22 protein-coding genes are annotated in these 24816 nt (G+C 42.8%); 16 read left to right on the top strand and 6 right to left on the bottom strand.

Annotated elements, in window-relative coordinates:
- Positions 1–160: 160 nt before the first annotated feature.
- Positions 161–1858: a glycoside hydrolase family 13 protein gene (locus BMW59_RS05195; RefSeq protein WP_093048265.1), complete on the top strand. Its 1698-nt coding sequence runs from the start codon at positions 161–163 to the stop codon at positions 1856–1858.
- Between the two features lie 32 nt (positions 1859–1890).
- Positions 1891–2844, top strand: a complete 954-nt coding sequence (locus tag BMW59_RS05190) for an aldo/keto reductase family protein (RefSeq protein WP_093048262.1) — start codon at positions 1891–1893, stop codon at positions 2842–2844.
- Between the two features lie 73 nt (positions 2845–2917).
- Here BMW59_RS05190 and cydS read toward each other — a convergent pair whose 3' ends face one another.
- The 3 genes from cydS to BMW59_RS05180 are packed head-to-tail and all read right to left on the bottom strand — an operon-like array spanning position 2918 to position 5478.
- Entirely contained in the window at positions 2918–3073 is a 156-nt protein-coding gene (gene cydS / locus BMW59_RS21535) for a cytochrome bd oxidase small subunit CydS family protein (RefSeq protein WP_177174190.1), read from the bottom strand.
- A 22-nt stretch (positions 3074–3095) separates the two neighbouring features.
- Positions 3096–4109 (bottom strand): cytochrome d ubiquinol oxidase subunit II, encoded by a 1014-nt coding sequence (locus BMW59_RS05185; RefSeq protein ID WP_093048259.1) that lies wholly within the window; start codon positions 4107–4109, stop codon positions 3096–3098.
- A 22-nt stretch (positions 4110–4131) separates the two neighbouring features.
- On the bottom strand, positions 4132–5478 hold the full coding sequence (locus BMW59_RS05180) for a cytochrome ubiquinol oxidase subunit I (RefSeq protein WP_093048256.1): 1347 nt from the start codon (positions 5476–5478) through the stop codon (positions 4132–4134).
- 318 nt (positions 5479–5796) lie between these two features.
- On the opposite strand from BMW59_RS05180, the gene BMW59_RS05175 reads away from it, so the two are divergent.
- From BMW59_RS05175 to BMW59_RS05165, 3 genes are all read left to right on the top strand, one after another.
- Positions 5797–6408 (top strand): response regulator transcription factor, encoded by a 612-nt coding sequence (locus tag BMW59_RS05175; RefSeq protein ID WP_177174189.1) that lies wholly within the window; start codon positions 5797–5799, stop codon positions 6406–6408.
- A 578-nt stretch (positions 6409–6986) separates the two neighbouring features.
- On the top strand, positions 6987–8747 hold the full coding sequence (locus tag BMW59_RS05170) for an ABC transporter ATP-binding protein (protein ID WP_093048249.1): 1761 nt from the start codon (positions 6987–6989) through the stop codon (positions 8745–8747).
- Complete coding sequence (locus BMW59_RS05165) at positions 8744–10759, top strand: ABC transporter ATP-binding protein (protein WP_093048246.1); 2016 nt, start codon at positions 8744–8746, stop codon at positions 10757–10759. Before BMW59_RS05170 ends, BMW59_RS05165 begins: the two co-directional genes overlap by 4 nt.
- A gap of 313 nt (positions 10760–11072) precedes the next feature.
- On the opposite strand, the gene BMW59_RS05160 is transcribed toward BMW59_RS05165, so the two are convergent.
- The gene (locus BMW59_RS05160) at positions 11073–11711 is read right to left on the bottom strand and encodes an NAD(P)-dependent oxidoreductase (protein ID WP_093048243.1); all 639 of its coding nucleotides are present in this window, start codon (positions 11709–11711) and stop codon (positions 11073–11075) included.
- Between the two features lie 182 nt (positions 11712–11893).
- Between BMW59_RS05160 and BMW59_RS05155 the strand changes: the two genes are divergently transcribed.
- Positions 11894–12622, top strand: a complete 729-nt coding sequence (locus BMW59_RS05155) for an urease accessory protein UreH domain-containing protein (RefSeq protein ID WP_093048240.1) — start codon at positions 11894–11896, stop codon at positions 12620–12622.
- A 10-nt stretch (positions 12623–12632) separates the two neighbouring features.
- Here BMW59_RS05155 and BMW59_RS05150 read toward each other — a convergent pair whose 3' ends face one another.
- Both BMW59_RS05150 and BMW59_RS05145 read right to left on the bottom strand, forming a co-directional pair.
- Positions 12633–13184 carry a transcription repressor NadR gene (locus BMW59_RS05150; RefSeq protein ID WP_093048237.1) on the bottom strand — a complete coding sequence of 184 codons (552 nt, stop codon included), beginning with the start codon at positions 13182–13184 and terminating at the stop codon, positions 12633–12635.
- Positions 13185–13196: 12 nt separating this feature from the next.
- Positions 13197–14327, bottom strand: coding sequence for an IscS subfamily cysteine desulfurase (locus BMW59_RS05145; RefSeq protein WP_093048233.1), 1131 nt, complete (start codon positions 14325–14327; stop codon positions 13197–13199).
- A gap of 91 nt (positions 14328–14418) precedes the next feature.
- On the opposite strand from BMW59_RS05145, the gene nadB reads away from it, so the two are divergent.
- The 10 genes from nadB (at position 14419) to BMW59_RS05095 (ending at position 24814) form a co-directional block, all read left to right on the top strand.
- A complete protein-coding gene (gene nadB, locus BMW59_RS05140) occupies positions 14419–15948 on the top strand; it encodes an L-aspartate oxidase (RefSeq protein ID WP_177174188.1) in 1530 nt (509 codons plus the stop codon).
- Positions 15914–16762, top strand: a complete 849-nt coding sequence (gene nadC / locus BMW59_RS05135; protein WP_093048227.1) for a carboxylating nicotinate-nucleotide diphosphorylase — start codon at positions 15914–15916, stop codon at positions 16760–16762. The genes nadB and nadC overlap by 35 nt, the downstream gene beginning before the upstream one ends.
- Positions 16755–17858, top strand: coding sequence for a quinolinate synthase NadA (gene nadA / locus BMW59_RS05130; RefSeq protein ID WP_093048224.1), 1104 nt, complete (start codon positions 16755–16757; stop codon positions 17856–17858). The genes nadC and nadA overlap by 8 nt, the downstream gene beginning before the upstream one ends.
- A 189-nt stretch (positions 17859–18047) precedes the next feature.
- On the top strand, positions 18048–19196 hold the full coding sequence (locus BMW59_RS05125; protein ID WP_093048221.1) for an acyl-CoA dehydrogenase: 1149 nt from the start codon (positions 18048–18050) through the stop codon (positions 19194–19196).
- 84 nt (positions 19197–19280) lie between these two features.
- Positions 19281–20609 (top strand): acetyl-CoA carboxylase biotin carboxylase subunit, encoded by a 1329-nt coding sequence (locus BMW59_RS05120; protein WP_093048218.1) that lies wholly within the window; start codon positions 19281–19283, stop codon positions 20607–20609.
- A 26-nt stretch (positions 20610–20635) separates the two neighbouring features.
- On the top strand, positions 20636–20854 hold the full coding sequence (locus BMW59_RS05115) for an acetyl-CoA carboxylase biotin carboxyl carrier protein subunit (protein ID WP_093048215.1): 219 nt from the start codon (positions 20636–20638) through the stop codon (positions 20852–20854).
- A gap of 11 nt (positions 20855–20865) precedes the next feature.
- The gene (locus tag BMW59_RS05110; RefSeq protein ID WP_093048212.1) at positions 20866–21768 is read left to right on the top strand and encodes a hydroxymethylglutaryl-CoA lyase; all 903 of its coding nucleotides are present in this window, start codon (positions 20866–20868) and stop codon (positions 21766–21768) included.
- 2 nt (positions 21769–21770) lie between these two features.
- On the top strand, positions 21771–22547 hold the full coding sequence (locus tag BMW59_RS05105; protein WP_342739650.1) for an enoyl-CoA hydratase-related protein: 777 nt from the start codon (positions 21771–21773) through the stop codon (positions 22545–22547).
- A gap of 28 nt (positions 22548–22575) precedes the next feature.
- The gene (locus BMW59_RS05100) at positions 22576–24105 is read left to right on the top strand and encodes an acyl-CoA carboxylase subunit beta (RefSeq protein ID WP_093048206.1); all 1530 of its coding nucleotides are present in this window, start codon (positions 22576–22578) and stop codon (positions 24103–24105) included.
- A gap of 16 nt (positions 24106–24121) precedes the next feature.
- Positions 24122–24814, top strand: a complete 693-nt coding sequence (locus tag BMW59_RS05095) for a CoA transferase subunit A (protein ID WP_093048203.1) — start codon at positions 24122–24124, stop codon at positions 24812–24814.
- The last annotated feature ends 2 nt before the right edge of the window (positions 24815–24816 follow it).

The raw sequence follows: 24816 nt of genomic DNA, 5'->3' as shown, positions 1-24816 counted from the left end.
CGTTTTTTCTATGAGGCATTGTTCTGCTAATTTCCTATGACAAAATGTTCACACTTTATACGTAAACGTTTACTTTACGGAAGCGTTCAGATATGGGAGAATAAGAGCTATAAAGACATACATAGGACGTTACTTAACAACTTAAAATGGAGGCGTTTTCATGAAAAGGCAATGGTGGAAAGAGGCAGTAGTTTACCAGGTTTATCCCAGAAGCTTTAATGACTCTAACGGAGACGGTATTGGGGACCTGCAAGGAATCATTGAAAAAGCTGATTATTTACAGGAGTTAGGTGTGGATGTGGTATGGCTGTCTCCAGTTTACAAGTCTCCTAACGATGATAATGGGTATGACATCAGCGATTATCAGCAAATTATGGACGAATTCGGAACGATGGAAGACTGGGATGAACTGCTCGATGCTTTGCATGACAGGGGAATCAAGCTGATTATGGATCTTGTGGTCAATCATACTTCCGATGAACATCCGTGGTTCGTGGAATCAAGGCAATCGAAAGATAATCCATACAGGGATTATTACATTTGGAGAGATCCTAAACCAGATGGAAGTGAACCAAATAACTGGGTGTCTTTCTTCAGCGGCTCTGCCTGGGAATATGACGACCGGACAAACCAGTATTTTCTTCATCTGTTTACAAAACGCCAGCCGGACCTGAACTGGGAAAATACTGAAGTGCGGAACGATGTATATAAAATGATGACATGGTGGCTTGACAGGGGGGTTGACGGATTCCGGATGGATGTCATAAATAATATTTCCAAGTCTCCCGGGCTGCCGGATGCCTCAGTCAAGGACCCGGACTCCGACTATCAATTTGCTGCTGAACATTTTGCAAATGGACCGAGACTGATGGAGTTTTTAGGGGAAATGAAAGAACGTGTATTAAAACATTATGATATTATGACGGTCGGTGAAACAGCATTTTTGCCTATCGACTCTGCTCGAAAGATGACTGATGAAAACGTCGGATTTTTAAATATGGTCTTTCAGTTCGAACATATGGCAGTGGATGCCCAGCCCGGCACGCATGCAGGGAAATGGGAGACGCGGCAGTGGGAACTGCCGGAATTGAAACATATTATGACAAAGTGGGATAAAGAAATGGAAGGCGGAGGGTGGAATAGCCTGTATTTTAATAATCATGACCAACCACGGCAAGTATCAAGGTTTGGAGATGATAAGCACTACCATAAACATTCTGCGAAGCTGTTAGCGACTTACCTTCATACGATGAGAGGGACGCCGTATATTTACCAGGGAGAAGAACTCGGAATGACGAATGTCCGCTTTCCTTCAATAGAGGATTACCGTGATGTGGAAATTCACAATATGTATAAAGAATATACGGAAGAGCGGGGCTATTCACATGAAGAAGTAATGAATAAAATATGGACCACCGGACGTGATAATGCGAGGACTCCTGTACAATGGGATGATTCCGAAAACGGCGGGTTTACGACAGGCACGCCATGGATCAAAGTGAATCCAAATTACAGGGAAATTAATGCAAAACAGCAAATGTCCGATCCGGATTCTATCTTTAACTATTATAAACAATTGATCGAACTTCGTAAGCAGGAAGATGTGATCGTTTACGGGTCTTATGAGCTGTACATGGCAGACCATGAAGAACTTTATGTTTATACGAGGTCTATAAACGGAGAAAAATTGTTAGTCATCTTAAATTTCTTTGCAGGGGAGCCGGTATTCGAGTTGCCTGAAGACATTGCATTTGATCATAAAACACTGCTTATTAGTAACTATGAGGTGAAAGAAAGCGAAAGTATTTCCAGCTTCACGCTTCGGCCATATGAAGCACGCGTTTACAAATTGAACTGACTATATGCTTGTTAAAGTAAAGGAGGATTAAAATGAATTATCGCCGATTGGGAAAGTCAGGCTTAAAAGTGAGTGAAATCAGCCTGGGAAGCTGGCTGACATACGGAGACAGCGTTGAACGGGACGGGGCTGTAAAAACCATTGATTTTGCTTATGAAGCAGGAGTAAACTTTTTTGATACAGCCAATGTCTATAACCGGGGAGAAGCAGAAAAAGTAGTCGGTGAAGCTTTAAGAAAATATCCAAGAGAATCGTATGTGCTCGCCACCAAGGTTTTTGGGCCGATGGGAGAAGGGCCGAATGATAAAGGGCTGTCCAGAAAACATATATTTGAACAGCTGCATGCGAGCTTGAAGAGGTTAGGACTCGACTATGTGGATATCTTTTATTGTCACCGATATGACCCTGAAACGCCGGTGGAAGAGACGCTCAAAGCTATTGATGATCTCATCCGCCAAGGTAAAATACTTTATGCCGGTGTCAGTGAATGGTCAGCGGCACAACTAGAAGAGGCTGTGAGAATTGCTGACCGGAAACTTCTGGACCGGATTGTTGTCAATCAGCCGGTCTATAATATGCTGAACAGGTATATAGAAAAAGAGGTCATACCAGTCGGCGAAAAGCACGGCATTGGACAAGTTGTTTTTTCACCTCTGGCCCAGGGGGTACTAACTGGGAAATATCGAAAAGGCGGAAAAATTCCTGAAGGCAGCAGAGCTTCAAACCCGGAACAGAAAAAGTTTATTGACCGCTTCCTGACAGATGAAAAACTGGATAAAGTCGAGAAACTGAGCGGGATAGCGGCTGATTATAATATTAAATTGTCACAGCTTGCTCTGGCTTGGGTTCTCAGACAGGAAAATATAGCAAGCGCCCTTATTGGTGCAAGCCGGCCTGAACAAGTGGAAGAAAACATAAGAGCGATTGATGTTAATTTAACAAATGAGACACTTGAAGATATAAGCGATATTTTGTCAGAGGAATAACCAAAAAGGCGGTATGAAACTCTTTTGAGGTTCATACCGCCTTTTTTCTTCTCTAAAAAGGATCAGGGGAAGGTCAGCTGTCCCGCTTGTTTCTTTTTCGGATGTTGTTTTCCTCTTCAGAAATAAATGAAGGAGGGTTTCCTTTAGCGCCCCACCAAAACAGACCTATAATTGTGACAATAACCATTGCTGGCGGGGCTACCATAATTAAAAACCAGTGCAGATCCATAAGTTGACCTCCTTAACTTCAGTTATTTTTTACCTTCGATATAATCGGCATCAAACAAAAACAGTTTCATCAATAAATATAATGAAGGGATAAGCATAGCAAGACCGCCAATAAATGCCGCAATGAGAGCGATCGCCATCGTTTCATTCGTAAATCCGTCATAAATGGTTAAATACGGATACAGCAGGTAAGGAAGGTGGGAGGCGCCGTAGCCGAAGAAAGCCAGGAAATACTGAATCATCACCATGATAAAGGCAACGCCCAATGCTTTTTTCTGCCAGATCAAATATGTGGCTGCGGCAAACGCTGCTAATGACAAAGCGAAAACCCACCAGATATCTACCATGTTCTGAAAATGTTCGGCGTTTCTTTGGCTTAACAATAAAAAGACAACGACCCCCATTCCTATAGAGGGAAAAGACCAAATAAGAGCGTACTTTCTAAGCAAGGCCAGTGCGTTTCTGTCTTTAGCCCGCGAGGCGTAATAAGTTAAGAAAGAAGCTGAGATAAACAAGACACTTACAATCGCCAGAAGAACAACGCCCCAGGAATAAAGACTCCCAAACAATTCTCCGTAGAGCAGCTGAACATTTCCGTCTTCATACGAAATGTACCCGCCTTCGGAGATAGTTAATACAGTCGTTAAGGATGCAGGAATTAAAAGCCCCGTCGCTCCGTATAAAAAGGTGTATATTTTGCTTTCATGTGCGCCATACGTGGCAAAGGCATAGTAAGAGCCCCGAATAGCAAGCAGAATTATCGCCACACTCCCGGGGATTAACAATGCCGTTCCATAATAAAAGGCGGTAGCAGGGAAGAAGCCTACAATACCTATAAAGAAGAATACAAGAAACACGTTTGTAACTTCCCAGACGGGCGATAAATAACGCTGAATAATGTCGTGAATGATATGGTTTTTATTGGTGCGTTTCGTGTAGTAACTATAGAATCCGGCGCCGAAATCAACCGACGCCACAATTAAATAGCCGTAAAGAAATATCCACAATACTGTAATTCCAATTACTTCATAAGTCAATTTAAATCACCTTCTCTCTTTATTAGGCTGTAGGCTGGCTGATTCCGCGCTCTTCCAGTTCGTGTTCCACTGGATTTCCTTTAAACATTTTCCTTAACACCACGGCGCACGTTACTCCAAGAACCAAATATAAGACCGAGAACAGGATCAGCATTAAACCGACATGCGAAGAAGTAGTCGCTCCTTCCGCAGTAGTCATTAAACCTCTTAATATCCAAGGCTGGCGGCCGACTTCCGTAAAGACCCATCCTGACTGGATGGCCAGCATCGACAGAGGTCCGCCTGCTGCTATCATCCACGCAAGAGGTCTGTTAAACGGGTTCCAGCCTTTCTTTCGGCTTAATACGACGAATAAAATTGAAACTGTCGCCAGGAACATGCCGATAAAGACCATCAGGTCAAAGAAATAATGAATCCACAATGGCGGAAGCACTTCTGGATCGAACTCATTCAGCCCTTTCACTTCAGTGTCTGGGGTCCCTCCTGACAGAATACTAAGGGCATATGGAATTTCCAATGCATACTTAACCTCGTTATCTTCTGTTAAAATACCGCCGAGAATAAGTGGAGCCTCTGATTCTGTTTCAAAATGCCATTCAGCAGCTGCTAATTTTTCAGGTTGGTACTCATGAAGATACTTCCCTGAAAAATCTCCTACTAACGCTGTCCCAATTGCAAAAATAGCTGCCGAAACCATTGTCAGGTGAAGGGCTTTCTTGTGATAAACATGCTTGTTTCCTCTGATAAGGTGAATCGCTGCAATAGCCCCTAAAATAAATGCAGAGGTTAAATAAGATGCCAGAATCACATGGGATACTTTCGTCGGTGTAGCCGGGTTAAACATAGCTGCAAGTGGATTAACATCTGTTAATACGCCATTAACAAATTCAAATCCCTGCGGCACATTCATAAACGCATTTACCGTGGTAATAAAGAAAGCACTCGCGGTAGCGCCAATGGCTACTGGTATAATAAGTAAAAAGTGTTTCATCTTGCTTTTAAACCGGTCCCAGGTATATAAGTATATTCCAAGGAAAATAGCTTCAAAGAAAAAAGCAAATACTTCCATAAACATAGGAAGGCCGATCGTATGGCCGGCGGCCTGCATAAAATTAGGCCACAGCAGACTGAGCTGAAGACCGATAGCTGTACCTGTAACTACCCCTACAGCCACTGTCACCACAAAGCCGCGGGCCCAACGTCTTGCAAGAAGTGTATAATGAGGGTCATTCCGCTTTATTCCAATCCATTCAGCAATGGCGATCATTAACGGAATTCCGACACCTATTGTGGCAAAAATGACATGGAAACCAAGCGTAACATAGGTCAAAATTCGGCTTAATAAGACCGGATCGTTTTCAAAAAACATAGAGGACATTCCTTTCTTTATATATGTGTGAGAGCAAAAGGTATTAAATGATAAAATAAGTACGCCACTCTTTACCCTTTATTAAAAAATTTATGTGTTATTTTGCACATGGTTTAACACTGTTTAAATAGTAATAAATATTACAGCTTTCGTTGATAGGTGTTTTCCCTTATATTATTGTGAATTTGTGAGCGTTTTTTGAACGAGGAGTGATTTAATTGTGAAGTGAGTTTTTAAGCCGTTCAAACTTGAATAAGCCGCGCGAAGATGCTACGTTAACAGCATCAATACATACTGATGTGTACAGGAGGAAGGAAAATGAGGGTTTTGACAGCCATGAAACATGAACTTCTCCGATATGGACTGATCCAGCTGATCAAAGATGTTCATCCAATCGAATCAATGGTGATGAGTGAGTCTGCTGAAGAGCTTGTCTACGCTTTAAAACAGTATGCATTCGATTTAATTGTCATTGATGTCCGTCTGGCAGGGCCGGGCGGGTTAAGAAATATTGTGTCACTTCTCGAAACCCAGGCCCCCGGGTGCAAAAAAGTATTTATGTATACAGAACCAGTCAGGGAACTGGAAGACATGTTAGAGACAGATAAGCTGGATGGCCTTTTTTATGAACAATCCTCCTTAAATGAATTAATGGTCTTTTTTGAAAAAGTGATTAGCGGTGAAAAAAGTATACTGAAAGTGTTTGGTGATGAAAACATCCATGGAGAAGAAATTCCAAGTGATTTATCACCTAGGGAAGAAGAAATATTTACTCTTAAAGTCCGCGGGTACTCTGTCCTTGACTCGGCTAAACTTTTAAATATTTCTGTAAAAACAGTAGAAAACCACCGCCGTAATATTAAGAAAAAATTAAACATAAAAAAGAACCATGAATGGTATGAATGGGGAAAAAGGTTAGGCAACATATAAATTGGAAAACTGTATTGACTGGGGGCTTGCCCCCGGTGTAAGATAAAAAATGAAAGTTATCTAAAAATTTTGAAAGGAGGAGAGCAGCATGAAAAAGAGAGTAATGAACATTCACCTAATTGAATACCAATGTCTCGTCCATGCTGCGGCTGACCGGTCTCCTTCTTAAAAAACACCAGTTCTGTTAACAGAAGTTTTTTAGTTGTTCACATGGATAGGAAAACCATGTGTTTTTTTATGACTTGAAACTGTAAAAAAATGTAATTCGCGCATGGGATTAATTAATCTCATGCTTTTTTTATTACTGATTAAACACTGTTAGACGTAATTATTGAAATAGAACTTTTTGTGCTGCCTGCCATCCTGGAGACTCCTTGGTATTTAAACGCAGGTATCACTCCTCTTTAACAGCGTCTATGAATCACAGGTGTTAACGGCTCTGTCCGTTCACATAAAATTTATTTTGGAGGGATGAACATGCTGCACGTGAGAATGGGTAGAAGAGTTAGAAAAACAGAGGAGGAAACGACAGGCGGAGGTTAGTTTACTGAGTTAAATTGAATAGGAAGTGACAATCTATGTTTTCAGTATTAAAGAAATTGACTTGGTTTTTTAAGAAGCATAAAAAGCGCTACATCACAGCAATCGGGTTGTTAATTTTCGCGAGTTTTTTAGAGGTCCTCCCGCCGAGGCTGATTGGTCTCGTAATTGATGACGTTCACCAGGGGAGGTTGACAGAAGAGAGCCTGAGAAATTACATTCTCCTGTTTATCGTTCTTATGGCGGTAATTTATGCCATTACGTTCACTTGGATGCGTCAGCTTTTTGGAGGGGCCTTCATTATTGAAAGAACGTTGAGATCAAGATATATGAACCATTTAATGAAAATGACACCGACTTTTTACGAGAAAAATAAAACAGGGGACTTAATGGCTAAAGCTACCAATGACTTAAAAGCCATTTCCCTCACGACAGGGTTTGGGGTATTAACGCTTGTGGATGCCACCGTGTTTTTGATTATTATCTTATTTATGATGGGCTTCCTTGTCAGCTGGAAGCTTACTATTGCCGCGTTTTTACCTTTGCCTCTTATGGCGTGGCTGATGAAAAAATACGGAAAAATAATTCATGAACGCTTCATGGGAGCGCAGGAAGCTTTTGGTGATCTTAACGATCAAGTGCTGGAATCCATCTCAGGGATAAGAGTTATCAGAGCATTTGTGAAGGAAAAAGATGATCAGAACCGCTTTAACAATAAGACACAGGATGTACTGGATAAAAATATTAAAGTAGCAAAAATTGACGCTCTTTTTGAACCGACGATAAAAATATTAGTCGGTATGAGCTATATGATCGGACTGGGTTACGGGGCGTTTCTCGTTTTCAGAAATGAGATTACTCTAGGACAGCTTGTCTCGTTCAACATTTATTTAGGTATGCTTATCTGGCCGATGTTTGCTTTTGGTGAATTAATGAATGTGATGCAGCGCGGGAATGCATCAATGGATCGTTTAAATGAGACATTAAGCTATACAGAAGACGTGAAAAGCGAAGGGCGGGGAATGAGAGAATTGGAATCTATTAATATTAAGAATCTCTCCTTTCACTATCCTTCGTCCGGCGGGGAAGTGCTGAAAAACATAAATGTGCACATTCCGAAAGGTTACAACGTCGGTATTACAGGAAAGACTGGGAGCGGAAAAACAACCTTATTTAAACAGTTGCTCAGGGAGTATCCGATTGAAAAAAACCAGTTATTCGTTTCAGGTATACCTGTAGAAAAAATTGCATTAAGCGAATTGAAAAAATGGATCGGTTATGTCCCGCAGGACCAATTTTTGTTTTCAAAGACCATCAGGGAAAACATCCTGTTCGGAAATCCGCACGCTGACGGGGAGGCTCTTCAGAGGGTCATGGACCAGGCATCCATTACTGCAGATATAGAAACGTTTGCGCATGGCCTTGAGACCCTGGTTGGTGAAAAAGGCGTCTCACTGTCCGGAGGACAAAAGCAGAGAATTGCAATTGCACGGGCGTTAATTAAAGATCCTGAACTGCTGCTGCTTGATGATGCTTTATCGGCAGTGGATGCTAAGACCGAATCGGTTATAGTTAAAAATATTCGTTCCGAAAGAGCTGGTAAAACGACATTTATTGCTGCCCACCGGATGTCGGCTGTCAGGCATGCCGATCTCATCCTTGTTATGGACCACGGCAGAGTCGCTGAAGCAGGAACACACGAAGACCTGATAAAACTAGAAGGCTGGTACGCTGAACAATATGCAAAACAGCAATCCGCCAATGCAGAGACAGAAGAAGAGGAGGTGCCTGCCTCATGAAAGATGCAGATAAAAGGCTCATAAAATACGCCGTTCAATTCAAACGAACGATTTTACTTGCACTCTTCTTTCTGGCGATTGCTGCTGCTGCGGAATTAACCGGTCCGTTTATTGCTAAAACGATGATTGATAATCATATTATCGGTATTGAACAGCCTTGGGTCGAAGTGGAAGAAGGAGATGTCAGCTACAAGGGCAGGGAATTTGTTCGTTCCGACCGTATGGAAGCAGACTGGCAGGCGGATCGGGAGGTTAACCTGCTTCAAGTCGGCCTCACCTATTATTTTATTGACAGTCCTGTAGAATTTGACGGAGAACGAAACTATGAAAATCACGAAATGACTATTACAAGAGGGGACGATTCGGCAGTCTATGAAGCTGCACCTATGACACAGGCAGAAATTTATTCATTTTTCCAGCAGGAAATACCGTATCTGCTGCTGTTGATGGGAGGGTACCTTCTTCTGATTTTAATTTCTTCGGTGTTCCATTACTATCAGAGTTTCTGGCTGCAGACATCTGCAAACAGGATTATTAAGAAAATGAGAGAAGACGTTTTTGCGAAAGTCCATGAACTGCCGGTTCAGTACTTCGACAGTATGCCGACGGGGAAGATTGTTTCAAGAATTACTAATGACACTGAGGCGATCAGAGAGCTTTATGTCCGTGTATTAGCTACCTTCTTTACAAGTCTGGTTTATATGGCGGGTATCTTTACAGCCCTGTTTATTCTCGACTCCAGACTGGCCTTGGCTGCTTTGACGATCATTCCTGTATTGATTGTCTGGATGACCTTGTACCGCAAGTATGCCGGAAAATATAATCGAGTGATCCGTGAAAAGCTAAGCGATATTAATGGGAAAATTAACGAGAACATCCAAGGCATGCCGATCATTCAGGCATTTGGCCGTGAAAAAGAAATTACCGGCGAATTTGAAAAACTGAATCAGGAACACTTTAAATATAACAATAAACTTCTTACGTTAAATGCCATGACGTCTTTTAATTTATTGAATTTCTTTAGAAATGCGGGGTTTGTTGCTTTAATCTGGTATTTCGGCGGTGGTTCTATAGGTGTAGGGATGGTTTTCAGCCTTGGAGTCGTCTACGCTTTTGTAGATTATATAAACCGGCTCTTTGAACCGTTGAACGGCATTGTCAATCAGCTCGCCCAACTGGAAGAAGCGAGAATTGCCGGAGAGCGGGTGTTTAATTTAATGGATGAAACAGGCATACCATTAACAGAAGAAAGGCGGCCACGTTTTAAAGGAGAGGTAGAGTTTAAAGATGTCTCATTTGCTTATGAGAAAGATCAGTACGTTCTGAAAAATATTTCTTTTTCGGCCAGTCAAGGTGAGACAACGGCTTTTGTGGGGCATACGGGCTCCGGTAAGAGTTCAATTATGAATATTCTTTTCCGGTTCTATGATCACCAGGCAGGTGAAATTACAGTGGATGGTGTTGACATTCATTCAATGACAAAGCAGGAATTAAGGGAACATATGGCTATTGTGCTTCAGGACCCTTTCCTGTTTACAGGCACCATTGCCTCAAATGTGAGTATGAACGACCCTTCTATTTCACGCGGGCAAATCATAGACGCTCTACGCAAGGTAGGGGCAGGAAATATGCTTGACTCGCTGCCTGGTGGAATTGATGAAGAAGTAAAAGAGAAAGGAAGTACGTTATCCGCCGGACAACGCCAATTGATATCATTTGCGAGGGCCCTCGTATTTAATCCACCTATATTGATATTGGATGAAGCCACAGCTAATATTGACACTGAAACAGAAGAAGTTATTCAAAAAGCACTTGAAGTTGTAAAAGAAGGCCGAACCACGTTTGTGATTGCCCACCGTCTGTCAACAATCAGGCAGGCCAATCAGATTATGGTCTTAAACCGAGGGGAAATAGTCGAGCGGGGAAGCCATGATGAACTGATGGACGTGAAGGGGCGTTATTACAACATGTACCAGCTCCAAAAAGGGGCCATAAGAGAATCGGCAGGTTAATAGTGAGGGAAAGAAGAGGCTGGGACAAAAGAATAGTAATCATAAAGAAAGCCGAACAAAATTTTCGAATTTTGTTCGGCTGTTTTTTTTGAGAAAAGGAGTGATTTCAGTCCGCCAGGCGGACGCTTGCCCAGGGGCTTGTACACTAATAATTTAATCTGTGGGTTCACTCTCGGCGAAGGCTTACACCACAGGCATAAGTGCAACATCGTCGCAGGGATCTTCGGCTAACCCCTTCACGTCCTGTGAAAACGCCGAAGTCACCACATCCGTGTGGAAGTTCGCTGTGTTTCCTTTACCCGAGGGTTTTCCCCTATTCGGTCTCGCCAATACCGATCCGATGCCTTGTAAATGAGTCATTAAACATTTGAGAATAAGAAAACTGAGCCGTATTACCGACTGATATTTTTTTGACGTTTTCCGGAAGTTTATCCAATTCATATATAACATTTCCAGTGGCTTCACCGTCTGGCAAATAAGTAGGGCAGAATATTATCCAGTCCAGCGTACTTTTTTCCAGGGACTTATAAACAGCAAGGTGTTCTTCAGCCGCAGCTGTGCTTTTCCGCCTGGATTCGCTTGATTGAAAGCGGTAAAGGGCGGGAGCAGAACGGGCTTGCAGTATTCCTGCAGTGCCAATGGATATGAACCTGTTTATGCCGTGTTTATACATGGCGTTTATAATATGAGGGACTCCTTTGGAAAGGGTAGATGATTTATCAGTAGATAAGGCACTGAAGACGAGATCATAGCCGCCCGACATCACATCTTCGACATCTGACTTGTTTAACACGTCCCCTTGGTGGATTTTTAACATTCTGTTTCCGGAAAGGCTTTGTGGCAGCCGAGCGGCTGAACGGACGAAAGCTGTAACCTCATGCCCATCTGCCAAAGCCAATTTTAAAACGTCTTTTCCTACTCTTCCAGTTGCGCCAAATAAAACGAGCCGCATATAAATTCTCCTTTTATGTCCAATCTGATAAACTATTAGAGACGTTATCTTGCCTGTTTCGGTTTTTAACGATTTTATAACTATTGAAAAACCTTGCAAAAAGTTCACATTTATATCCTATCATACAGATTGGAATATGCTAAAATCACATTGAATAATACCTCCCGGAAGGAGTGTCCTCCATGTTTGAATTTATAGAAGGAATCAGCCAGTTTCTGCGGGAGCCGTTTATGAATGCAGCAAACAGCATGGAGTCCGTTCCGTTGCTGTTTGCTTTGCTGCTTGGATTAGTCGGTGCCTTAGCCCCCTGCCAGTTTTCGGGGAACATAAGCGCCATTACTTTATACGGTACGAATTCACTTAAAGAAGGTATTTCCTGGTCAGATACCCTCTTCTACGTCTTTGGAAAAATCGTTGCTTTTTCAGGATTAGGTTTGATTGTCTTTCTGCTTGGACAGGAATTCCAGCAGCAATTGCCGTTATTTTTTGAGCCGATGAGAAAAATACTGGGACCAGTCCTTATCCTTATTGGGATTTATATGCTTGGCTTTTTTACGATGCGCTGGAATCTGCAGCTGTGGAAACCGTCCGGCAATAAAAAACGGAAAGGGAAATGGGGAGCTTTTATGCTTGGTTTCAGTTTTTCCCTGGGCTTTTGTCCAACAATGTTTATCCTGTTTTTCGTATTATTAATGCCACTGACTTTAGCAACAGGGTATGGCGCTGTCCTGCCGAGTTTATTTGCAATTGGGACTTCCATCCCGTTTCTGTTTGTTATTTTTGCCATCTGGTATTTGGGTTTAAGTGGAAAGGTCATGAAAAAAGGCCGTCGGATCGGCCTTTATGTTCAAAGGACAGCCGGCACGTTTATGATTGCCATTGGGATCTTGGATATCCTTACTTTCTGGTAAGCTCTACATGCTAATGGCGGGGTTCACCTGTTAATAAGAAGCCTGCTTCGTTTAACGCATCTACCGCATCATCTAAATCTTTTTCAGAATTTGCTTCAATTGTATGCAAGTGCACTCCCCCGGTCAGCTCAGACAAGTAGCTGGCCTTTGTTCGTTCCATCTTTTTCAGAAACTGATAGACTTCTTTCCGGTTGCTGACCATAATACTGGCTGTTATATCTCCGTAAATCGGATGTTCAACTTTCACGTCATTTACCCGTACACCTTGATCCACAAGCAGAAGCAGCTCTTCCTCTGTTTGTTCCGGGCCATGGTAGCAAGCGACGATCCGCTTTATTCCTTCTCCAGTGTCATTATTTTCTGTGAGAATATATCCTTGACTTGTTGCCATCACCGGATAATTTTTGGCTTTTAATAATGAAATATCCTGGACAATCACTTGCCGGCTGACATTCATACGTTCAGCGAGTTCACCACCGGTTATAGGGGCAGCTGTATTTTTCAGGAGTGTAAGTATTTCATTTCGGCGCTCATCTCCAAGCCATTTTCTATTTTTCAACATAGAAATTCCCTCCTATTCATCCGCAATCTGCAGTATTTTATCCGCAGCCAGCAGAAGTTCTTCCAAAGTTGTATTTTTCCCAAAAGAGACACGAAAAAAGCGAAGTCTTTCCTGTTCTGATTGATAAATGGCCTGCATGACAGAAGAAGAATCCAGTTTTCCTGATTGACAGGCACTTCCGGTAGAAATACAGATTTGAAACCTGTCCAGGGAAAGGAGCATGTATTGTCCTTGCACCCCGTGTATGGCTAAACCGGCAATCCACGGGGACTGCTCTTCTTTTCTGGGAGAGCCTTCAACGGTTAAACGGTCCCCTAAAGAAGACAGCGCCTGTATAAATAGTTCCCTCTTGTGCCAGGCGGCAGCCAACTCTTCCGATAGACGAGCGTAATGTTCGGCGGCTGCATGTGTAAAAGCAGCTATTCCCGGAGTATTCAAGGTGCCTGGACGAAAACCATGCTGATGGGTTGTTAAGGGATAAACGGACTCCCATTCAGTGTCTTTGGATAAAAAGACAGCACCAACCCCTTTAGGGCCGTTTAGTTTATGACTGGACACTGAAACGGCGTCTACATTCAGGGAAGACAAGTGAAATGGAATTTTTCCAAATGACTGGACACAATCACTATGAAAAACAATTCCTTTTTCCTTAAACGATTCACCAAGCTGCTTCAATGGCTGAATAACACCAATTTCAGAATTCACATGCTGGATAGAAGCTAAAAATGTATCTGGACGAATCGCTTTTTTAACTTCTTCCAGTTGAAGAAGGCCACTTGAACCAACAGGCAAATAGGTCACCTCCACACCACTTTTTTCAAGACGATTAAAAAATGAGTGGACTGAAGGATGTTCAATAGAGGAAGTGATGACATGGTTTCCGCGATGTTTATTGGCTAAATACAGGCTTTCCAATGCAAGGAGGTTTGATTCTGACCCGCCGCTAGTAAAAAAAATGCGTTCGGAAGGACATCCCGCCATTGAAGAAAACCGTTCTTTACAAGTTTTGATCAGTTCGTGAGCGTTGTTTCCAGCTTCATGAAGACTGCTTGAATTGCCAAAATAGTAATGGCTGGCTTTCACCCATGTTTCCATAGCGCCATCTGACATTGGTGTTGTAGCTGCGTAATCTAAATATATCATGAATATCCCACTTTCATAAATGTCTTGTCATTAGTTTAAAATTATGTAAATATAGGTGTCAAGACAGTTGTAAAGAATGAAGGTGGTTCAGATGGGGAAATGTGATGTACTGATCATAGGCGGAGGTTTGGCTGCCACTATGGCGGCTCTAAAATTAGCCGATCAAATGAGTGTGATCCTGGTAAGAAAAGGAACCGTAGAAGACGGCAATTCATGTAAAGCACAAGGCGGCATTGCGGCTGCTCTTCATAAAAGTGATTCTCCATCTCTTCATGAACTGGATACGCTCATTGCAGGCTGTCATAAAAATGACCGGCAAATGGTAAATATTCTGGTTCATGAAGGAAAAGTAAGGTTAAAACGCTGGATTGGAGAGGGCCTTCCTTTTGACATGGCAGAGGACGGGGACTATTCATACGGCATAGAAGGCGCACACAGGATGAGGAGAATTCTTCATTCCGGGGGAGACCGGACAGGGGAAAAAGTAATGGATTATTTCGGCCAACGGTTAAAGGGGAGGGTTCGAGCTTATGATTCACTCACAGCAGCAGAACTTCTCATAGATCAAGGAGTATGCCGAGGTGCCTTGTTTACAGGTAACCAAGGAAGCGTAAAAAAAATAGTTGCCCGGCATACGATACTCGCAACAGGCGGTGTAGGCGGACTTTTCCAGGAAACAAGCAATGACAGTCTAATCACAGGAGACGGGTTAGCGATGGCCTGGCGGGCCGGGGCAGCTCTGAAAGATTTAGAATACATCCAGTTTCATCCCACTCTAATTTATTCAAATGGAAAAGCAACAGGGCTCGCCTCTGAAGCTTTACGGGGAGAAGGAGCCCGGCTTATTGACGAAACAGGGAGACAAATAATGGAAGGTGTTCATCCATTGAAAGATTTGGCCCCGAGAGATGTGGTGGCCCGGAAACTATATGAAAAAGTCCGGGAAGGACATGATGTTTATTTAGATATCTCCCGAATCCACCGGTTCTGTCAACGTTTTCCTCAAATATCACGAATTTGCAGGGCACAGGGAATTGATTTAAAGCAAAAAGTGATTCCGGTCCGCCCCGGAGCGCATTTTCATATGGGGGGAGTCCGGACAGACGAAAATGGCAGGACGACTGTTCCAGGATTATATGCGGTAGGGGAAGCAGCCGGGAATGGGGTTCATGGAGCAAACCGGCTCGCCAGCAATTCTCTGCTTGAAGCAGTAGTTTTCGGTGAAAGAACAGGAGAGTATATATTGAGCCACCCGGCTCCTTTTCATGCAAGGAAGGTGAGCATAAAATTACAGGACATTCATGACGGCGGATTAACCAGGCTTCCAGGGAAGGAAGTCATCCGCAGGAAGGTATCCTCTGCACTCGGAGTCTGCCGGAATAGAGAAGATCTTCAGGATTTTATTTCATGGGCTGAAGTGTATGAATTTAAATCTTCTTCCATTGATTCCAGCTCTCTATTTAATAAAGAAATGATTGAACAGAGAAGTATGCTCCTTTCGGCATGGTTAATTGCAAAAGCTGCTTTAAAAAACGAGCATAGCTGCGGGGCTCATTTCAGAGAAGACGGGAAGGGGAGAGGCGTTAATGAACAGGTTTTTGCTGAAACAACAATTAGCTGATTTTTTCTCGGAAGATATAGGTTACGGTGACATCACTTCTAACGCTATTTTTAAAGATGAACAAGGCGAAGGGGTATTTGTCGCAAAAGCCCCCGGTGTTTTTTGCGGGGAAGAGATTATTAATGCTGTGAAAGAGCTTTATCCTGAACTGGGCTTTACGTTATTTGTCCGGGATGGTGAATCCTTCAGTGCCGGCAAGACATTATTAAAAGTTAAAGGACCTGTCACTTGCATTCTCAGTACTGAAAGGGTGATTCTAAATCTCGTTCAGCGATTATCAGGAATTGCAGCCATGACGCATGAGGCAGTATCCCGTACAGCGGGTACACAAGTAAAGATAAGTGATACAAGAAAAACAACCCCAGGCCTCAGAATGCTGGAAAAGTATGCGGTCCGGTGCGGTGGAGGGATTAACCACCGTTTTGGCCTGGATGATGCATTTCTCATAAAAGATAATCACATTGCCCGTGCGGGATCAGTCACAACTGCTATTAAAAAAGCAAAACAAGCGGGCGGCCATATGGTGAAAATAGAAGTTGAAGTCGAAAATACGGATCAGGTGAAAGAAGCAGTAGCAGCTGAAGCGGATGTTATTATGCTGGATAATTGCGGTCCTCAGCAGGCTGCAGACTGGTGCAAAATGATTCCTTCCCATATTACTGTTGAAATATCCGGCGGTGTGACCATCAGTCAGATTGAGGCATTCACGCAGACAGGAGCAGATGTCATTTCCATTGGCGCCCTGACTCACTCTGCCGGCTCAGTGGATATTAGTCTGGATATTTTAGTAAAGGAGAGGACCAGCTATGTTTAAAACAGATTTATTTCAGGAAGTTCAGCCGCAACTGCCTCCAGGTTACAAGGAAGCGAGTGACAAAGAACTTATCGCCCGGGCTCATCAGAGAAAAAAGCAATTAGGAAAAGATTTATTTATTCCCGGGCATCATTATCAGAGAGACGATGTCATACAGTTTGCTGATGTAACAGGAGATTCGCTGCAGCTTGCTCAAGTATCGGCTAATAATCAGCATTCTTCCTTTATTGTGTTCTGCGGTGTGCATTTCATGGCTGAAACCGCTGATATCTTAACGAATGACGGGCAAAGTGTTCTGCTTCCCGATTTGAGGGCAGGCTGTTCAATGGCCGACATGGCCGACAAAAATCAGACTGTTAGAGCATGGGAGAAATTAACGGCTTACTACGGAGATACTATTATCCCTCTCACTTACGTCAATTCATCCGCAGAGATAAAAGCCTTTGTAGGGAACCACGGGGGAGCTACGGTGACTTCTTCAAATGCTAAAGAGGTTCTAAAATGGGCCTTTGCTCAAAAGAAACGGATCCTTTTTCTGCCGGATCAGCATCTTGGAAGGAACACGGCTTATGAGTTGGGGATCCCACTAGAAAACATGGTCGTGTGGAATCCTATTCTTGATGTAGTGGAGGAAGAAATTCCAAAAGACAGGGTGCAGATGATTCTTTGGAAAGGCCATTGTTCTGTCCATGAAAATTTCAGAATTGAACATGTCAATCAGAGTCGGGAAAAGGAGCCTGACCGTAAGATTCTTGTTCATCCTGAATGCTCCTGGGAAGTCACACAAGCAGCAGACCTTGCAGGGTCCACAAGGTTTATTATTGAGCAGGTCAGTCAAGCTCCTGCTGGCACAAAATGGGCCATAGGCACAGAGATGAACTTAGTCAAAAGGCTGAAAAAACTTTATCCGGATCAATCTGTTGAATCCTTAAATCCGGAAATGTGCCCTTGTTTAACGATGAACAGAATCGATTTACCGCATTTCGTTTGGACTCTTGATGAGATTTATAATGGGAAGTTACCTAATGTGATTACAGTGGACAAGGAGATTTCGAGAGCAGCTAAACTTGCAATAAACAGAATGATGCATGTGTAACCAGGATACGTGGTCAGCGAAAGCCGGCCACGTATCATTTTATAAATTTGAATATTAAAAATTAATTTACAATTCTAAATTCATTTATTATAATAATAAATAGTTATTTGATATGGGTCTGAGCGAATGCTCAGTCAGTTTTAAAAATGTTTTTGTAAGCCTTTACATTTAAATAAGAGGAGTGTTGACATGGATTTCTCATTTTCTAAAGAACAGCTGATGATAAGGGATATGGTCAGGGACTTTGCACAAAAGGAAATTGCGCCTATTGCAGAAGAGGTCGACCGGACAGAAAGATTTCCAATTGAAAACTTTAAAAAAATGGGGGAGTTAGGACTTCTTGGCATTCCTTTCCCTGAAGAATATGGTGGTTCCGGCGGGGATACCTTATCGTACATTTTAGCTGTTGAGGAAATTGGTAAAGCATGCGGAAGTACAGGACTAAGCTATGCTGCCGCTGTTTCTCTAGGAGCCTCTCCTTTATATGCTTTTGGGACAGAAGAGCAAAAGAAGGAACATCTGGTTCCTCTGGCTAAAGGAGAAAGCCTGGGAGCCTTCGGGTTGACAGAACCTAATGCAGGATCTGATGCAGGAGGGACAAGAACAAAAGCTGAGCTCAAAGGAGACAAATATGTCATAAATGGCGAAAAATGCTGGATAACTAATGCCAGTTTTGCCAGGACCGTTATCGTAACAGCCGTAACAGGAAAAGATGACCGGGGGAAAAATAAAATATCTGCTTTTATTGTACCGGCAGATTCGCCAGGCCTTACCATCCGGAGTGAATACGAGAAAATGGGCGTCAGGGGATCAAATACGACAGAACTTGTTTTAGAAGACGTGGAAGTCCCTGAAGAAAACATACTTGGCGACCCGTCCAAAGGCTTTAATCAGTTTTTATATACGCTTGATGGCGGACGAATCTCTATTGCTGCACTGGCACTCGGTATTGGTAAAGCAGCATACGAAGCGGCTTTGCAATACAGCAATGAAAGAAAACAATTCGGCAAATTGATTGGCAGTTTCCAGGCGATCCAGTTCAAGCTCGCAGACATGGCGATGGAACTGGAACTGGCTAGTAATATGGTTTATAAAGCTGCATGGTTGAAAGATCAGAAAAAGCCATTTAAAAAAGAAGCAGCTATGGCAAAACTTTTTGCCTCGGAATCTGCTACAAGAGCATGTAACCAGGCTCTGCAGATCCATGGAGGATACGGTTACATGCGGGAATATCATATCGAGAGGTATTTACGTGATGCTAAATTAATGGAAATTGGTGAAGGGACATCAGAAATCCAGAGGCTTGTCATTGCCCGGGAAATAGGTTGCCCCCGATAACGTTTTTCTGCAGCATCCGTCTATGATGATACTAACTTTCAACAGAACGAGAGATAAATAAATTTTAAAACCAGGAGGTTAAATATGATCAATAAAATATTAATTGCTAACAGGGGCGAAATTGCCTGCCGTATCATTAAAACATGCAAGTCCCTTGGTATAAAAACAGTGGCTGTTTTTTCAGAGGCAGACCAGTACAGTGTCCATGTGAGTGAAGCAGACGAAAGCTATTTAGTTGGCGGAGCCAGGGTCAATGAAAGTTATCTGAACCAGTCAAAAATTATTGAAGCAGCTAAAGAAGCAGAAGTGGATGCGATCCATCCAGGGTACGGTTTTCTGTCTGAGAATGCAGAGTTTGCTCAAAAAGTTCAGCAGGAAGGCATTATTTTTATAGGCCCGTCATCTGAAGCTATTGATAAAATGGGGGACAAAATTCATGCCAGAAAACTGATGGAAGAAGCGGGAGTTCCTGTCGTGCCTGGTATGACACTTAAAAACACAGAAGAATTTGAAGTCATTACAGCCGCAAAAAAAATAGGCTTTCCTCTGATGGTTAAAGCGTCTGCAGGCGGCGGGGGAATTGGAATGCAAAAAGTGGAACATGAAGATGAACTGATGAAAGCTGTTCAGTCTGTTGTGAAGAAGGCAGAGACATTTTTTGGTTCGGCAGATATTTTTCTTGAGAAATATATTGAGCATCCCCGGCATATTGAAGCGCAAATTGCAGGGGATAATGAAGGTCATATCGTGGCGGTCGGCAGCCGTGACTGCTCAATTCAGCGGAGACACCAGAAAATAATTGAAGAAGCTCCGCCGCCGGAGTTTTCAAAAGAAGGAAATCAGCGCCTTCTTGAAGAAGCTATTAAGGCAGGAAAAGCATTAAATTATACGAATGTCGGGACGATAGAATTTCTGGTTGATGAGGAAGAGAATATTTATTTTCTTGAAATGAATACACGTCTCCAGGTAGAGCATCCAGTGACAGAAGAAACAGCAGGAATTGATCTGGTTGAGTGGCAAATCCGGCTTGCAGAAGGACAATTAATTGCTGAGCAAAAAGAAGGTGGTCATAAAGCGGCACATGCGATTGAAGTAAGAGTATATGCAGAGGACCCTAAGACATTCTTCCCATCCCCAGGAACTTTAAATACGTGGCGTTTTCCGGAAATGGATGGTATCCGTTATGACTTTGGCGTTCAAGAAGGAACAGTCGTCACTCCGTATTATGACCCGATGATCGGTAAAGTAATAGCTTTTTCTGATTCAAGAGACAATTGTATAAAATTATTAACTGAATGTCTTGAAAAAGCAGAAGTTGAAGGAATTAAAACAAATATTCCAATGCTTTTGGAAGCTTTGAAAGATGAGCGGTTTAAACATGGAAAAGTAAATACCCATTTTGTGGGGCAGTAGCAGATAAATGATGGAGGCGATCAGCAGTGAAGGAAATTAAAACAACAATGGCAGGTAACGTATGGAAAATTCAAGTGGCACAAGGAGATGAAGTGACTGCTGGACAAGAAGTGGTCATATTGGAGTCAATGAAAATGGAAATTCCTATTTCGTCTGAAGTAGAAGGCGTAGTGGAAGAAATTCTGATCGAAGAAGGCTCATTTGTCAATGAAGAAGACGTACTGTTCAAATTAAAAGATAAATAAGGAGGTTTCACATGAGGCTTCCGGAAGATGTGATTTTGAAAGAAGTTGGGCCAAGAGACGGCCTGCAGAATGAGAAGGTATTTATCTCAACAGAGGATAAAGTTGAATGGATTAATCAATTAAGCGAGAGCGGACTTTCTTATATTGAAGTGAGTTCGTTCGTACATCCGAAGTGGATTCCAGCGTTGTCGGATGCTGATGAAGTATTCAGCAAGATTACAAGACAGCCTGGGGTTACTTATTCCGCTCTAGTACCTAATGCCAAGGGAACTGAGCGGGCATTGAAAGCAAATGTGGATGAATTTGCCGTCTTTATGTCAGCAAGTGACACGCATAATCGTAAAAACATTAATAAATCAATTGAAGAAACCTTTCCCGTCCTGGAAGAAGTGGCAGATGAAGGGAGGAAAGCAGGGAAGAAAGTCAGAGGATACGTTTCAACGGTATTCGGATGTCCTTATGATGGTAAAGTGGCTGTCAGTGAGGTAAAGAAAGTGTGCGACAGACTTTTCAGCATGGGAGTTTACGAAATCTCTCTGGGGGATACAATTGGTATCGCCAATCCGAAACAAGTTGATGAGGTATTGCGGGAACTGGTTAACGATTTTGATGCTGATCGTTTTGCTCTCCATTTTCATGATACGAGAGGATTAGCGCTGGCAAACACGTTAGCCGGTTTAAACGCCGGTATAACGACATTCGATGGTTCGACTGGCGGACTTGGAGGCTGTCCTTATGCTAAAGGTGCCAGCGGGAATGCAGCCAGTGAAGATTTAATTTTTATGTTCGAAGAAATGGGTATAAATACTGGGATTGATTTTAATAAATTTTTGAAAGCGGCTTCATTCATTGAAAAGGCTTTAGGTAAACCTCTGCCTGGCCGGCAGCTGAAATTGCTCGAAGGGAGGACTTAATTTTGCCTGTCATTTTAAGTCAAATTAAAGACTCTATAGGTGTTATTACCCTGAATCGTCCGGAGGCCGCGAATGCGTTATCGCAGGTGCTGCTCCGGGAATTGAGAGAGCAGTTAGAAAGATGGACAGACCATCCTGAAATACGCGTCTTACTTATTACTGGCGCGGGCGAGAAAGTTTTCTGCGCCGGTGCTGACCTGAAAGAAAGGGCGCAGATGAGCGAAGAAGAAGTACCGAAAGCTGTCGATCAGATCCGCTCAACAGTACAGGCTGTTTATGATTTTCCTAAACCTGTCATATGTGCTGTAAATGGAGCAGCTATTGGAGGCGGATTAGAGCTCGCATTAGCGTGTGATTTACGAATCGCTTCAGAAAATGCCACTTTTTCTTTAGCTGAAACAGGGCTTGGTATTATCCCCGGGGCAGGAGGAACACAGCGTTTGCCAAGAATTATCGGAGTTCATAAAGCTAAAGAAATGATTTTTACAGGCAGGCGGTTAAGCGCACAGGAAGCTCTGCATGAAAGGCTTCTTTTAAGAGTGACTTACAGGAAAGAGTTATTGGATGTAGGATTGGATTTAGCTTATGAAATTAGTACAAAAGGGCCTTTGGCCAACCGATGGGCAAAACATGCCATAAATAAAGGAATTGAGTCCTCTTTGGAAGAGGGATTAACAATTGAAGAGGACGCATACGGGCAAATAATAGCTACTGAAGACCGTCTTGAAGGACTAAAAGCTTTCAAAGAAAAACGAAGCCCCGTATTTAAAGGGAGATAGCAGACGAAGTTCAGGAGGAGTGACACGGATGAAGTTAGACAGGAACTGGGAAGAAAGAATTAAGAAAATTGAAAGCGGCGGGGCCCCAAAATATCATGAGGCTAATGAAGCTAAAGGTAAGCTCTTCGTAAGAAAAAGGCTGGCTTTATTATTTGACAAAGGGGAATGGCGTGAAGACGGGAAATTTGCTAACGGCGAAACAGAAGGCCTCCCAGCCGACGGCGTAGTCACTGCTATCGGAAAAGTAGAAGGAAAGACCGTCTGTGTCATGGCCAATGATTCCACGGTAAAAGCAGGCTCTTGGGGAGCAAAAACGGTCGAAAAAATAATCAGGATTCAGGAAACAGCCGAGAAGTTAAAGGTTCCATTGTTCTATCTTGTAGACTCGGCAGGAGCCAGGATCACTGACCAAATAGAAATGTTCCCGGGCCGAAGAGGGGCAGGGAGAATCTTTTATAATCAAGTCAAACTGTCAGGGATGATCCCGCAAATTTGTCTTTTGTTTGGTCCATCTGCGGCTGGCGGCGCCTACATACCGGCTTTTTGTGATGTCGTTATGATGGTTGACGGCAACGCCTCAATGTATCTTGGATCTCCAAGAATGGCTGAGATGGTGATTGGAGAGAAAGTGTCGTTAGAAGAAATGGGAGGAGCAAAAATGCACTGTTCCATTTCAGGATGCGGTGATATTCTTGTAAAATCAGAAGAAGAAGCAATCAGACAAGCACAAAAATACATTTCCTATTTCCCTTCTAACTATAAAGAAAAAACGGAAGTTAAAGAGCCGGCAGCTCCTAAGCAAATGGATAAAGCCCTGGCGGATCTGATTCCTGAAAACCAGAATGCCCCTTTTGATATGTATGAATTTATTAACGGCTTAATTGATGAAGACAGTTTTTTCGAGATAAAAGCTTTATTCGCTAAGGAACTGATCACAGGGTTTGCCAGAATAAATGGTAAAGCCGTTGGTATTGTAGCTAATCAGCCAAAGCAGAAAGGCGGGGTGCTTTTCCACGATTCTGCAGATAAAGCGGCAAGGTTTATCACTTTATGTGATGCTTATCATATCCCTCTCCTGTTCCTGGCTGATGTCCCAGGGTTTATGATTGGTACAAGAGTAGAGAAAGCAGGTATTATCCGACACGGGGCGAAAATGATTTCGGCTATGTCAGAGGCAGCTGTTCCTAAAATTTCGGTCGTCGTGCGTAAAGCCTATGGCGCTGGTTTATATGCGATGGCAGGCCCTGCATTTGAGCCGGACTGCTGTATTGCTCTTCCTTCTGCCCAAATAGCCGTTATGGGGCCTGAAGCAGCTGTAAATGCTGTATATGCCAATAAAATTCAATCGTTGCCTGAAGAGGAACGCCCTGCGTTCATTCAGGAAAAAAGAAAAGAGTATCAGGAAAATATTGATATTTACCGGTTAGCCTCTGAATTAATTGTTGATAATATTGTGCCAGCAGATGAATTAAGGGATGAGCTGGTGGATCGTTTCGAAATGTATGAATCCAAAGATCAGATATTTTCAACTCGTAAACACCCGGTATATCCTGTTTAATGAGGAGGAAATTAAAATGAAAGAGATTTATAATTCATTTGAAAAAGCTGTTGATGAGATCCACGACGGTGCCACACTCCTGGTAGGAGGTTTCGGATTATGCGGAATACCTGAAAACCTGATAAAAGCCCTCCGGGAAAAAGGAGTAAAAAATTTAACGGTTGTTTCGAATAACTGCGGCGTGGACGACTGGGGACTTGGCCTGCTGTTAGAGAACAAACAAATTGATAAAATTTATGCTTCTTATGTAGGAGAAAATAAAGAATTTGAGCGCCAGGTGCTTAACGGGGAACTGGAAGTGGAGTTAGTGCCGCAGGGGACTCTATCTGAAAGGCTGAGAGCCGGGGGAGCTGGTATTCCTGCTTTTTATACACCGGCCGGAGTAGGAACAAAGATAGCCGAAGGGAAAGAAATCCGTGAGTTCGATGGTAAAGAATATGTGATGGAAAAAGCTATAAAAGGTGATTTCAGCCTTGTAAGAGCATATAAAGGCGATAAATACGGCAATTTAATTTACCGGAAAACTGCGCAGAATTTTAACCCGATGGTTGCAGCAGCAGGAAAGATCACGATTGCAGAAGTGGAACATTTAGTTGAACCGGGAGATCTGAATCCTGATCATATCCATACGCCAAGTATTTATGTTAATAAGTTAATCCAGGGAGAACAGGAAAAGCGAATTGAACGAAAAACGGTCAAGGAAGCATAAAG

It is taken from the genome of Salipaludibacillus aurantiacus, from assembly GCF_900111295.1.
Taxonomy (GTDB): Bacteria; Bacillota; Bacilli; order Bacillales; family Salisediminibacteriaceae; genus Salipaludibacillus; species Salipaludibacillus aurantiacus.
This window is presented reverse-complemented; position numbering and strand designations above follow the sequence as displayed.